This is a genomic window from Micromonospora sp. NBC_01405, from assembly GCF_045040155.1.
Lineage (GTDB): Bacteria > Actinomycetota > Actinomycetes > Mycobacteriales > Micromonosporaceae > Micromonospora.
On the sequence record NZ_CP109532.1, the window covers coordinates 5744877 to 5757489 of the forward strand.

Below are 12613 nucleotides of genomic sequence, written 5' to 3' on the forward strand. Positions count from 1 at the left end.
GGGTCACCGTCGGTGGCGTAGCCGCGACGCGCCTGCGCGGGTGCACGGGCGTGCCGCGCGGGCTGCTAGCGTTCACCCCGTGTCGCGGACCCGCACCGAACGCCTGGTCAACTTGGTGATCTGCCTGTTGTCGACGCGACGGTTCCTGACCGCCGCGCAGATCGCCGCGACCGTGCCCGGCTACGAACACGATCCGGACGACGCGAAGGATCACGAAGCGTTCCAGCGCAAGTTCGAGCGGGACAAGGCCGAGCTGCGGGAGCTCGGGGTGCCGCTGGAGACCGGCACGGCGAGCGTCTTCGACGCCGAGCCCGGCTACCGGATCGCCCACCGGGAGTACGCGCTGCCGGACATCCCGCTGGAGCCCGACGAGGCCGCCGCGGTGGGCATCGCCGCGCGGCTGTGGCAGCACGCCGGGCTGGCCGCCGCGGCGTCGTCCGGGCTGGCGAAGCTGCGTGCCGCCGGGGTGGACGTGGACCCGCAGGCCACTCTGGGCCTGGAGCCGATGGTCACGGTCGACCCGGCGTTCGCGCCGCTGACCGCCGCCGCCCGGGACCGCCGCGAGGTGAGCTTCGACTACCGGGTGCCCGACCGGGACGCCCCGACCCGCCGCCGGTTGCAGCCGTGGGGGGTGGTCTGCTGGCGCGGCCGGTGGTATGTGGTGGGCCACGACCTGGACCGGGCGGCGACCCGCTGCTTCCGGCTCTCCCGGGTCGTCGGCGCGGTCCGGGTGGCCGGCGCGCCGGGCGGCTACCAGCCGCCGGCAGGGGTGGACCTGATCAGCCACGTGGCCCGCTGGTCGGGGCCGGTGGAACGCACCGGGCGGGCGACCGTGCTGGTCGCGTCGGGGCGCGCGGTGGGGCTGCGCCGCTGGGCGGTGGAGGCCGCGTCCGGGCCGGACGGCGACCGGCTCGTCCTGCCGTACGCCGATCCGGAGTCCCTGGCCCGCCAGCTGGTGGGGTACGGCCCGGACGTGCGGGTGGTGGATCCGCCGGAGGTGCGCGAGGCGGTCATCCAGCGGCTCAAGGAGATCGCCGCCCGGCACGAGGAGCTGACCGTGACCGGAGGTGCCCGATGACCCGTCCCGCCGCCCGCTCGGCGGCTGCGCGCCCCGGCGGCAACCGGGCCTCGGCGGACCGGCTGGCCCGGCTGCTGAACCTGGTGCCCTACCTGCTGGCCCGCCCGGGGATCGAGATCGCCGAGGCGGCCGGGGACCTGGGGGTCACCGAGCGGCAGCTGCGGGAGGACCTGGAGCTGCTGTGGGTGTGCGGCCTGCCCGGGTACGGCCCGGGTGACCTGATCGACATGGCTTTCGACGGCGACCGTGTGACCATCACCTACGACGCCGGGATCGACCGGCCGCTGCGGCTTACCCCGGACGAGGCCCTCGCCCTGGTGGTGGCGCTGCGGATGCTGGCGGAGACCCCGGGGGTGACCAACCGGGAGGCCGTGGAGCGGGCCCTCGCCAAGATCGAGGATGCGGCCGGTGACCTGGTCGCCGCCCCGGTCGAGGTGCGCCTCCCCGTCGACAGCCGGCGGGTCGAGGAGCTGCGCGCCGCCGTAGCGCGGGGCCGGGCGTTGCGGATCACCTACTACACCGCCGCCCGGGACGAGACCACCGAGCGGGTGATCGACCCACTGCGCATGCTGATGGTGGGCGGCCGGGCGTACGCGGAGGCGTGGTGCCGCCGCGCGGAGGCGGTGCGGCTGTTCCGGGTCGACCGGATCGACGCGGTGACCGAATTGGACGAGCCGGCGGCGGCACCGCCGCAGGCCCGCCCGTACGACCTCTCCGAGGGAGTGTTCCGGCCCTCGCCGGACCTGCCGCTGATCACCCTGCGGATCGGCCGGGGCGAGCGGTGGATCACCGAGTACTACCCGTGCGAGCGGGTCGAGGCCGGCGACGGCGAGCAGTGGCTGGTGTCGCTGCGGGTGACCGACCTCGGCTGGGCCCGGCGGTTCGTGCTGGGGCTGGGCCCGGACGTCACCGTGGTGGCCCCGGGGGAGCTGGCCGAGCAGGTCCGTGCCCAGGCGGTCGCCGCCCTGGAGGCGTACGCCACTCCCGACGCCACCCCGGCGGGGTCCGTGGGCTCCCGGTAGGCTGGCCGCCGTGGTGACGTGGATCGTGGTGGCGGTGGTGCTGTTCGCGCTCGTGGTGCTGGCGTTGGCCGTGCGGCCGGTGGTGGCGCGGCTGCCCCGGCTGCGGCGGGCCGCGGTGGCGTTGCAGAGGCGCCAGGCCGAGGCGGAGGCTTTGCAGGTCAGCGCGGAGGCGCTCCAGGAGCGCGCGGAGGCCCTCCAGGGCCAGGTCACCGTCACCCAGCAGCGGGTCGCGGTGATCAAGGCCAAGCGCGGCCACTGACCGGCGGCGGTCGTCCGGTGCGCGATCGCCGCGCGTTTGGGGCGATAGCGCGCAGAAACGGTCGGCCGCCGATGGTTGACGGGACGAGCGGGGTTGGTCAAGACTTCACCGACCGGCCGTGACCACCCGCGGCCCGGCGGGTGGCAACGGGCCCTCACGCACGTACGATGGGCTCCGGTACACCCCTCAGAGACGACACAGAGCGACTGGAGCTTCCCATGGGTGCCCTCAAGCCGTGGCACATCGCCGTACTCGTGGTCGTGCTGATCCTGCTGTTCGGTGCGAAGCGGCTCCCGGACGCGGCCCGTTCGCTGGGCCGCTCGCTGCGGATCATCAAGGCCGAGACGAAGAGCCTGCACGACGACGACCGTGACCTGGCGGAGAAGGCCGACGCCCAGGCCGCCTACCAGCCGCTGCCGCCGCAGGCCGCCGGGCAGCAGCCGTACGGGCAGCAGCCCCATGTCCAGCCGCAGCAGCAGCCCTACGCCCCGTCGCAGGCACCGCAGCAGCCGGTCATCGACCCGGTGCAGCGCGTCCGCGACAACTGACCGAAGGGCCCACCACCGTGGCCTTCGCCCTGCGTAAACGTGGTCCGAGCACCTTCGAACGGGCCTCCGACGGCTCGATGACCCTCATCGAGCACGTCCGTGAGCTGCGCAACCGGCTGTTCCGGGCGTCCCTGGCCCTGCTCGTCGGCTTCGGCTTCGGCATCTGGCTGGCGGAGCCGGTGCGCAAGCTGCTGTCGAAGCCGTACTGCGACCTTCCGGCGTCGATCGACCCGGACACGGGCAAGTGCAACTTCGTGCAGCTCGGCGTCGCCGACGTCTTCCTGCTCAACCTGAAGATCGGCCTCTGGGTCGGGTTGATCATCGCCGCCCCGGTCTGGCTCTACCAGCTGTGGGCGTTCATCGCCCCGGGCCTGCACCGGCACGAGCGCCGGTACGCGTACATCTTCACGTCGCTCGCGGCGCCGCTGTTCGCCGCCGGCGCGGTGCTGGCCTTCTTCGTCACCACGAAGGGGCTGGAGTTCCTGCTCAACATCTCCGGCGACGACATCGCGACGACTCTCGAGGTGACCCGGTACATCTCGTTCGTCACCAACCTGATCCTGCTCTTCGGGGTGGCGTTCGAGTTCCCGCTCATCGTGCTGATGCTCAACTTCGTCGGGCTGGCCAGCGCGAAGCGGCTGCTCAGCTGGTGGCGGATCGCGGTCTTCGTGTTCTTCGCCTTCTCCGCCGTGGTCACCCCGACGCCGGACCCGTTCGGCATGACGGCCCTGGCCCTGTGTCTGACCGCGCTGTACTTCGGCGCGGTCGGCGTGGCGTTCCTCAACGACCGGCGGCGTGGGCGGGGCAAGGAGGCGTACGCCGGGATCGACGACGACGAGGTGTCGCCGTTGGAGCTCGACGACGATCCGGTCGCCCCCGGCCAGCGGGTCGAGGCCGCCGACTCGATCGGCACGCCGGAACCGGTCGCCGCCCCGACGCCGATCGACCGCCGCTACGACGAGATGACCTGACGGGCGTACACCCGCCCGGACCCACGACGACGGGTCGCCCCACCATGGGCGGCCCGTCGTCGCGTCGTAGGGGTCGGCGCGCCGCTGCCCACTCGGCCACCGAACCGGTCGGCGGGGAGGTGACCGGGGCCACCAGGCGCTGCTGAGCCCGCGTTTCGGGACTCGCGATATGGTGACTGCGCCCCCTGATCGGCACCGATCGTCCCTTCGGCAGGAGAAGCACCTGATGGCAGAGACGCCCCTTACCGTTACCGTCACCGGCGCAGCCGGACAGATCGGCTACGCGCTGCTGTTCCGGATCGCGTCCGGGCAACTGCTCGGTGGCGGGAGGCGGGTGAAGCTCCGGCTGCTGGAGATCCCGGCAGCGGTGCGCGCGGCCGAGGGCACCGCCCTGGAGCTGGACGACTGCGCGTTCCCGCTGCTGGCCGGCGTGGACGTCTTCGACGACCCGAAGCGGGCGTTCGAGGGTGCCAACGTGGCGCTGCTCGTCGGCGCGCGGCCCCGTACCAAGGGGATGGAGCGCGGGGACCTGCTGGCGGCCAACGGCGGCATCTTCAAGCCCCAGGGCGAGGCGATCAACGCCGGCGCCGCACCGGACATCAAGGTGCTCGTGGTGGGCAACCCGGCCAACACCAACGCCCTCATCGCCCAGGCGCACGCCCCCGACGTGCCCGCGGACCGCTTCACCGCGATGACCCGGCTGGACCACAACCGGGCGATCGCGCAGCTCGCGCGCAAGCTCCAGGTCACCGTCGCGCAGGTGAAGAAGCTGGCGATCTGGGGCAACCACTCGGCCACCCAGTACCCGGACGTCTTCCACGCCGAGGTCGACGGCCGCCCGGTGGCCGAGCTGATCGACGACCGGTCCTGGCTGGCCGACGAGTTCATCCCCCGCGTCGCCAAGCGCGGTGCCGAGATCATCGAGGTACGGGGTGCGTCGTCGGCCGCGTCGGCCGCGTCCGCCGCGATCGACCACGTGCACGACTGGATCAACGGCACGCCGGAGGGCGACTGGACCTCGGCCGCGATCGTCTCCGACGGCTCCTACGGGGTGCCGGCGGGCCTGATCTCGTCGTTCCCGGTGGTCGCCCGCGACGGCCGGTTCGAGATCGTGCAGGGCCTGGACGTCGACGAGTTCTCCCGGCAGCGCATCGACGCGTCCGTGGCCGAGCTCCAGGAGGAGCGCGCGGCCGTGCAGGGGCTCGGCCTGCTCTGACCCTGACGGTGTACCGATCGTGACGGTGGCCCGCGGAGCGATGTGCTCCGCGGGCCACCGTTGTCCCGGCCGGCTCGGCGGTCAGGCCAGCACGCTGCGGTGGGCGCGGATCAGGTCGGCGTACCGGCGGCCGCTGGCCTTGACGGTGCGCCGCTGGGTGGCGTAGTCGACGTGGACCAGGCCGAACCGCTTGTCGTAGCCGTACGCCCACTCGAAGTTGTCCAGCAGCGACCAGGCGAAGTAGCCGGCCACGTCCACCCCCCGCCGGGCCGCCGCGGCGCACGCCGCGAGGTGCTCCTCCAGGTAACGGGTGCGCTCCGGGTCGTCGACGGTGCCGTCCGGGTTCACCCGGTCCGGCCAGGCGGAGCCGCTCTCCGTGACATGCACCGGGCCGGCGTCGTACTCCTCGGCGAGGCGCACCAGCAGCTGCTCCAGGCCCGCCGCGTGGGTCTCCCAGCCCATCGCCGTCTCGACCGCCCCGGGCACCGGCACCTGGCGGGCGTACGGCGGGGGACCGTCCGGGTCCGCGACGACCCGCTGCCGGAAGTAGTAGTTGAGCCCGAAGAACTCCAGCGGGGTGGCGATCGTCTCCAGGTCACCGGGGCGGACCGGCGGCGCGGTGCGGTACACCTCCAGCATGTCGGCGGGGTACCCGCGGCCGAAGAGCGGGTCCAGCCACCACCGGTTGACGTGCCCGTCGGCGCGGGCGGCGGCGGCGACGTCCTCGGGGCGGTCGCTGGCCGGTTCGATCGGGCTGAGGTTGCACACCACGCCGACGGAGGCGGGCTCGGCGGCGTTCGCGCGGATCGCCGCGGTTGCCAGGCCGTGTCCGAGCAGCAGGTGGTGGGCGGCGGGGACGGCCAGCGCCAGGTCGGCGTCGCCGGGGGCCATCCGGCCCTCCAGGTGGCCGATCCAGGCCGAGCAGAGCGGCTCGTTGATCGTCGTCCAGTCGCGGACCCGGTCGCCGAGCGCGCCGGCCACCACGGCCGCGTAGTCGGCCAGGGCGTACGCGGTGTCCCGGGCCGGCCAGCCGCCCCGGTCCTGCAGGGCCTGCGGCAGGTCCCAGTGGTAGAGCGTGACGAACGGCCGGATGCCGGCCTCCAGCAGGGCGTCGACCAGTTGGTCGTAGAAGGCCAGCCCGGCCTGGTTGACCCGGCCGGTGCCCTCGGGCATCACCCGTGGCCAGGCCACCGAGAACCGGTACGCGTCGACACCGAGCCCGCGCATGAGGGCGACGTCCTCGGGCCAGCGCCGGTAGTGGTCGCAGGCGACGTCGCCGGTGTCGCCGTTGTCGATCGCTCCGGGCACTTGGCAGAAGGTGTCCCAGATGGAGGGTGCGCGGCCGTCGGCGTCGACGGCGCCCTCGATCTGGTACGCGGAGGTCGCCACGCCCCAGCGGAAGTGGGCGGGCAGGGCGGTCAGGTCGGCCACGGGCGTGCTCCTTGGGTTCCGGTGGGGGTGGCGCGGGACGGCAGGAGGTGGTGGGGACGGGGTGGTCGCGGCGGCGCGCGTCGGGCGGGGCGCCGGCCGGGCAGAGCCGGCGCGCCGGCCGGTCCGCAGCATACTTCAAACCTTAGTTCATGGCATTAATCGTGCTGCTGATGCATGCTGGTGGGGGTGCCGGTCGTTGGCGCCCCAGGGGGAGGACCGGACCGATGGACGCCAGACGCACCACCGTGCGCGACATGCGTCGCGCCAACCGCGCGGTGCTGCTCACCCGGATCTGGCTGGACGGCCCGCTGAGTCGGCACGAGCTGGGGCAGTCCACCGCGCTGAGCCTGGCCAGCGTGAGCAACCTGGTCGGCGAGGTGATCGACGAGGGGCTGGTCGAGGAGGCAGGCTCGGTCGAGTCCGACGGCGGCCGCCCCCGGGTGCTGCTACGGGTGACCCCCAGCTACGGCTATCTGGTCGGCGCCGACGTCGGGGAGACCCGGATCCAGGTCGAGCTGTTCGACCTGACGATGACCGCCCTGGCCAAGGCGGAGTACCCGATCGCCGCCGCCGAGCCCGACCCCGGCGCGGTGGTGGCCCACCTGCTGCACGGGCTGACCGCCGTGACCGAGCAGGCCGGCGTCGACCCCGCCGCGGTGCTCGGGCTCGGGGTGGCAATCTCCGGGACGGTGGAGCGCACCGCCGACGCCGTCGTGCACGCCCAGACGCTCGGCTGGGAGGGAGTGCCGCTGGGCGCCATGCTCCGCGCCGGCACCGACATTCCCGTGCACGTCGACAACGGGGCGAAGACGCTCGGCCAGGCCGAGATGTGGTTCGGCGCCGGCCGGGGCACCCGGCACGCCGTCGTCGCGCTGGTCGGCTCCGGGGTGGGCGCCGCCGTGATCACCGACGGGGTGAGCTACCGGGGCGCGCACAGCAGCGCCGGCGAGTGGGGGCACACCACCATCGCGTACGGCGGTCGCCAGTGCCGCTGCGGCAACCTGGGCTGCCTGGAGGCGTACGTCGGGGCGGAGGGCATCCTCGACCGCTACCGGCAGGCCAACCGGGGCCGGCCGGCGGCCGGCGGGGACGAGGAGAGCGCGCTGGGCGAGCTGCTGCGCTCCTCGACGAAGACCGCCGAGGCGGTGCTCGACGAGACCGTGGGCTACCTCGGCGCCGGGGTGGCGACCCTGATCAACCTGTTCAACCCCGAGCGGGTGGTGCTCGGCGGGTGGGCCGGGCTGGCCCTCGGCGATCGGTTCCTGCCCCGGATCCGGGAGGCCACCGCACGGCACGCGCTGCGCCAGCCGTACGCCCAGGCCTCGATCGAGCTGTGCCAGCTCGGGCCCGACGCGGTCGCGATGGGCGCGGCCACGCTGCCGATGGCCCGGCTGTTGCGCGACGGCGGCGTGCCCCGATCGGCCGCCGCCCGCCCCGCGGCGTCCACGCGCCCGGCCCGCAGGCCGCGCGCCCGCTGACCCGCCCGATCGCCCCCGGCACGTTGCCTGCGCGTCACCACCGTCCGGCCACCACGGCCTCACGGGCGGTGTGCCGGCCCCGCCGGCGGTTCCGCCGGACGGTGACGCCGGCCGTCACCACGGCGGCCAGGCCGAGCGCGAGCCACAGCAGCGGGTTGGTCCGCACCGAGTCGGGAAGCTGCTGGGCGAGGACGAAGACGCCCATCACCACGACGAACCAGCCGAACGCCTTGCGCAGCACGTCCTCGGGAATCCGGTCGGTGAGCCGGCCACCGAGCAGGCTGCCGACGACGGCCGCGGCGGTCACCACGGCGGCCAGGCGCCAGTCGATGCTGACGCTGGACAGGTAGCCGGCCAGGCCGGCGAAGGACTTCATCGCGATGACGACCAGTGAGGTGCCCACGGCGACCGGCATCGGCAGGCCTCCGAGCAGGGCCAGCGCCGGCACCACCAGGAAGCCGCCACCGGCGCCGACCAGGCCGGTGACCAGGCCGACCACGACACCGTCGAGGACTACCCGCCCGACGGGAAGCTCGTGCGGCACGGGCCGGCGCTCGGCGCCGCGTCGGCCGCGGATCATCGCGATGGCGGTGGCGAGCATCATCAGTGCGAACCCGGTGAGCAGCACCCCGGCCGGGATGAACTCGGCGAGACGGCCGCCTGCGTACGCACCGGTCATACCGGCCACGCCGAAGATCAGTCCGGTGCGCCACCGGATGCGTGCGGCTCGCGCGTGCGGCAACACACCGACCGCGCTGGTGACCCCGACGACGAGCAGCGAGGTGGCGATGGCCTCCTTGGCCGGCAGGTCGGCGACGTAGACCAGCAGCGGCACGGCGAGGACCGAGCCGCCGCCGCCGAGCAGGCCGAGGCTGATCCCGATCAGCACGGCCAGCCCGATGGTCAGCGCGAGGCTGCCGTTCATGCCCGCCGGCCGGTGTCCGGCCCTCCACGCAACTGGCCGACGACGCTGTCCAGGTCGCAGCTGGCGCCCCGGTTGTAGGGGAGCTTGCCGAGCAGCATGCCCATCGCACAGGTGTTGGTCACCGCGGCGAAGGTGAGACCGGCGCCGATGAACCCGGCGACCCACTTGAGCTGCGGCACGAACACCGAGCCGAGGACGCTGGCCAGGACGATGGACCCGGCGACCAGGCGGACCTGGCGCTCCAGGTCCCAGCGGGGGTTGCCCTGGTTGATCGGCGCGTCGGCCGCTTGCCAGGCCATGATGCCGCCGTCGAGCACCTTCAGGTTGGGCAGACCGACCCCGGCGAGGGTCTGTTCGGCCTGGGCGGCGCGGACCCCGGAGCGACAGATGAGCACCACGTCCTCGTCGAGGTGGCGGCGCAGCTCCTCGCGGTGCTCCTTGAGCAGGTCCAGCGGCACGTTGTAGGAACCGGGGATGTGCGAGGTCTCGAACTCGCCGGGCGTGCGCACGTCGAGCAGCCGGGGCGTCCGCCCGGCGGCGATCAGCTCGCGCAGGGTGGCCGCGTCGAGCGTCGAGGGGGTGGTCGGGGTCGTGGTCATGTTCTTCCTCCGTCGAAAGTCGGTGTGGTCAGGCGGTGGCGGCCATCCGGACGCCGGCCTGCTCGGCGTGGCCGAACATGTCGTCGATCAGGACGACCTCGCGGCCGGCGTTGGCCAGCAGCGACGCGGCGGCGGTGGCGCGGTAGCCGGAGCCGCAGTGCACCCACACGGTGCCGGCCGGCACGTCGCCGAGCCGCGTGGGCAGGTCGGGCAGCGGCACGTGCACCGCGCCGTCGATGTGGCGGGCCTTCCACTCGTTGGTCATCCGCACGTCGAGGACGACCTGCGGGGCGGGCAGGCCCTCGGGGGTGTTCCCGGCCTGCGCGGCCGCGAGGGCCGGGAAGTCGGCGACGGTCAGCTCCCGCAGGTCGGCCGGGTCGGTCGCCCACTGCTCGGGGGTTCCGGTGGACTGGGCGGCCGGGCGGTCGATGCCGATGCGGACCAGTTCCCGCTGGGCGTCGGCGACCTGCTCCGGCGTCTCCGCCAGGAGGGTGATCGGCACCCCCCAGGTGATCAGCCAGCCGAGCCACGTCGACATGGGCCCGTCGAGGCCGAGGCTGACGGTGCCGGCGAGGTGCGAGCCCGCGTACGCCTTGCGGTGACGCAGGTCGACCACCCACTCCCCGGCAGCGATCCGCCCCCGCAACTGGGTGGCGTCGGCCCGGGTCACCGGGCTGAGGTCGACCGGGGCGGGCCCGGCGGCGTTGGCCACTCCCATGTGGGCGTAGTAGGCGGGGTAGGCGTCCAGTCCGGCGAGGGTCTCGGTGACGAACTGGTCGGCGGCCAGCCGCAGCGCCGGGTTGGCCTGCTTCTCCCGGCCGATGGTCGACTCCGGGGCGTCGGCCTGGCTGGACGAGCAGAAGCTGCCGAAGCCGTGGGTGGGCCACACCTGGGCGCCGTCGGGAAGCAGGTCGGCCAGCTTCCGCGCCGATTCGTGCTGGTGGTGGGCCAGGGTGTGCGCGTGCTGCTGGCCGAGCAGGTCGGTACGCCCGGTCGTGCCGAACAGCAGCGACCCGCCGGTGAACACCCCCACCGGGGACCAGCCGCCGTCGCCGGCCTCGTCCAGCACGTACGACAGATGGTGGAAGGTGTGCCCGGGAGTGCCGACCACCCGCAGCCGCAGCAGGTCGGACACGGGCACCTCGTCGCCGTCGGTGACCGGCATCCGGTCGAAGCCCGTCTCGTCGGCGGCGGAGACCAGGTACTCCGCGCCGGTCAGCCGGGCCAGTTGCAGGCCGCCGGAGACGTAGTCGTTGTGGGTGTGCGTCTCCACCACGTGAGTGATCCGCACACCCTTCTCACCCGCGAGATACATGATTCGGTCGATGTCCCGCTGCGGGTCCACCACCACCGCCACCCGGCCGTCCGTCGCCAGGTAGCTGCGGTCCCCCAGGGACGAGGTCGCGATGACCGACACCTGCACCGTCATCCGTCTACTCCTTTCACCACCCTGCATACCCCCGGGGGTATGCAGGGGACAGTCATCACCCTTGGCCGAACTCGAACTTGAACACGTGCTTACCCGCCCCGGCTGGGAATACGCCGCCGGGGCGCCGGCATCAGTCCCGGCGGATCACGCCAGGGCCAGGAACAGCTTCTCCAGCTCCTCCTCGGTCATCTCCGGCTGCTCGCCGCGATCGCGGGCGCCGGAGCAGTGCCGCATGCCGGAGGCAATGATCTTGTAGCCCGCCCGGTCGATCGCCTTCGACACCGCGGCGAGCTGGGTCAGCGCCTCGCGGCAGTCCTGACCGCTCTCCATCATCTCGATGACCGCGTTGAGCTGGCCTCGCGCTCGCTTCAGGCGGGTCAGCGCCTCGCCGGTCATCTCGGGACGCAACTTCATCTCATCTACCTCCGTTCTCACCGTAACACCTACCCCGGGGGGTATCCCGGTCGACCTCGCGGCCGCTTCCGGCTCGCGGCCGCTTCCGGTGAACCTCGCCCTCAGTGCGGCGAGGCGTTGCCCCACGCGTCGATCGGGGCCTACGCCACCCGCCTTCCATGATTGCCGTCTGCAACCCTCACAACATACCCCCCAGGGTATCCATTCCCGCCGGACGCGCTGAGAGATCGGCTCCGCCATCCTGATCGCCGTCGAAGCCGTCGGAGGATGGCCGCAACCGGTACTTCGTGACGGCACAGGACGTGCCGGCGCCCTATTCAGCCTCGTTGGAAGGGGGCTGGGGAACCACCATGACGGGCCGGTGGGCGCGGTGCAGCGTGGACATGGCGGCGCTGCCGAGCAGAATCTTCCGCACAGCGGAACGTCCGCGCGAGCCGACCACGAGCAGGCTGGCCCCGCGGTCCGCCGCAACCGCAGCCAGCGCATCGGCCACCGCCTGTCCGGGCGTGCCAACCCCGCCCCGCACGTGCACCGTGGTCGCGGACTGCTCACCGGCCTCCGCCACCCCTGGCGTCTCCTCGGCGTCGCTGTGGCTGTGGCTGTCGACAGAGACCAGAACGAGATCACGGGCAGGGAAGAGCCGCCGGGTGGTGCCGAACGCGGCCTCGGCTCCGGCAGAGGAATCCCAGCCGACCAAGACCGGTCCCTCCGCAAGCGCCGCATGCTCGTCGGTCAACAGCGGATGCGGTACCACCAGCACAGGACGTGGGCTGTAGTGCACGGCCATGTCCGACACGCTGCCGAGCACCGCCCTGGCGCCGCCCAATCCCCGGGAGCCAAGCAGCAGCACATCGACCTGCTTCTCGTCGGCCAACTCGGCGAGCTGCACCCCCTCCCCGCCGTAGCTCCGCCGTACCAGAGGCTCGGCATCCCAACCTGCGGCCCGGGCCAGCATCACTCCCATCGACGCCAAGCGATCGGCTTCACGGCTGCCCTCCTTCTCGACCGCGTCCACAAACGCGTTGATGTTGCGAGTACCCGTCCACAGCCTCCGCCGCAACTCAGCACTGGCAAACGGAGGCGTCCACAGATGCGCGATCCATACACGCGCACCGGGAAACAGCAGGGCTCCGGCTTCAATTGCAGCGCTCGCGGCCGGAGACCCGTCGTAACCCACCACCACTCGCCTGACGTCTACGCCGTTCATCGCACAACCCCCTCAACACCATGTCCGCGAACGCCG

General features: G+C 73.0%; 13 protein-coding genes. 7 read left to right on the forward strand and 6 right to left on the reverse strand.

The features are described from left to right. Nucleotides 1-79: 79 nt before the first annotated feature. The 6 genes from OG559_RS24880 (at nt 80) to OG559_RS24905 (ending at nt 5094) form a co-directional block, all read left to right on the forward strand. Nucleotides 80-1078, forward strand: coding sequence for a helix-turn-helix transcriptional regulator (locus OG559_RS24880; RefSeq protein ID WP_405107705.1), 999 nt, complete (start codon nt 80-82; stop codon nt 1076-1078). Then, nucleotides 1075-2100, forward strand: coding sequence for a helix-turn-helix transcriptional regulator (locus OG559_RS24885; protein WP_387018084.1), 1026 nt, complete (start codon nt 1075-1077; stop codon nt 2098-2100). Before OG559_RS24880 ends, OG559_RS24885 begins: the two co-directional genes overlap by 4 nt. Nucleotides 2101-2110: 10 nt before the next feature. Beyond that, nucleotides 2111-2359, forward strand: a complete 249-nt coding sequence (locus tag OG559_RS24890) for a hypothetical protein (protein WP_350883158.1) — start codon at nt 2111-2113, stop codon at nt 2357-2359. A 218-nt stretch (nt 2360-2577) separates the two neighbouring features. Further along, nucleotides 2578-2907, forward strand: coding sequence for a Sec-independent protein translocase subunit TatA (gene tatA, locus OG559_RS24895; RefSeq protein ID WP_405107709.1), 330 nt, complete (start codon nt 2578-2580; stop codon nt 2905-2907). 17 nt (nt 2908-2924) lie between these two features. Beyond that, entirely contained in the window at nt 2925-3878 is a 954-nt protein-coding gene (gene tatC / locus OG559_RS24900) for a twin-arginine translocase subunit TatC (protein ID WP_405107712.1), read from the forward strand. Between the two features lie 226 nt (nt 3879-4104). Then, nucleotides 4105-5094 (forward strand): malate dehydrogenase, encoded by a 990-nt coding sequence (locus tag OG559_RS24905; RefSeq protein ID WP_405107714.1) that lies wholly within the window; start codon nt 4105-4107, stop codon nt 5092-5094. 81 nt (nt 5095-5175) lie between these two features. Here the strand turns inward: OG559_RS24905 and OG559_RS24910 are convergent, their stop codons facing one another. Next, the gene (locus OG559_RS24910) at nt 5176-6525 is read right to left on the reverse strand and encodes a GH1 family beta-glucosidase (protein WP_405107717.1); all 1350 of its coding nucleotides are present in this window, start codon (nt 6523-6525) and stop codon (nt 5176-5178) included. Between the two features lie 224 nt (nt 6526-6749). On the opposite strand from OG559_RS24910, the gene OG559_RS24915 reads away from it, so the two are divergent. Then, nucleotides 6750-8003, forward strand: a complete 1254-nt coding sequence (locus OG559_RS24915; RefSeq protein WP_405107720.1) for an ROK family protein — start codon at nt 6750-6752, stop codon at nt 8001-8003. A 34-nt stretch (nt 8004-8037) separates the two neighbouring features. Here OG559_RS24915 and OG559_RS24920 read toward each other — a convergent pair whose 3' ends face one another. From OG559_RS24920 to OG559_RS24940, 5 genes are all read right to left on the reverse strand, one after another. Further along, nucleotides 8038-8928, reverse strand: a complete 891-nt coding sequence (locus tag OG559_RS24920; protein ID WP_405107723.1) for a sulfite exporter TauE/SafE family protein — start codon at nt 8926-8928, stop codon at nt 8038-8040. Continuing rightward, on the reverse strand, nt 8925-9527 hold the full coding sequence (locus tag OG559_RS24925; protein ID WP_405107726.1) for a rhodanese-like domain-containing protein: 603 nt from the start codon (nt 9525-9527) through the stop codon (nt 8925-8927). The genes OG559_RS24920 and OG559_RS24925 overlap by 4 nt, the downstream gene beginning before the upstream one ends. A gap of 28 nt (nt 9528-9555) precedes the next feature. Next, on the reverse strand, nt 9556-10956 hold the full coding sequence (locus tag OG559_RS24930; protein ID WP_405107729.1) for a rhodanese-like domain-containing protein: 1401 nt from the start codon (nt 10954-10956) through the stop codon (nt 9556-9558). A gap of 144 nt (nt 10957-11100) precedes the next feature. Beyond that, nucleotides 11101-11370 carry a metal-sensitive transcriptional regulator gene (locus tag OG559_RS24935; RefSeq protein ID WP_091089764.1) on the reverse strand — a complete coding sequence of 90 codons (270 nt, stop codon included), beginning with the start codon at nt 11368-11370 and terminating at the stop codon, nt 11101-11103. A 313-nt stretch (nt 11371-11683) separates the two neighbouring features. Then, entirely contained in the window at nt 11684-12577 is an 894-nt protein-coding gene (locus OG559_RS24940; protein WP_405107732.1) for a universal stress protein, read from the reverse strand. Between the last annotated feature and the right edge of the window lie 36 nt (nt 12578-12613).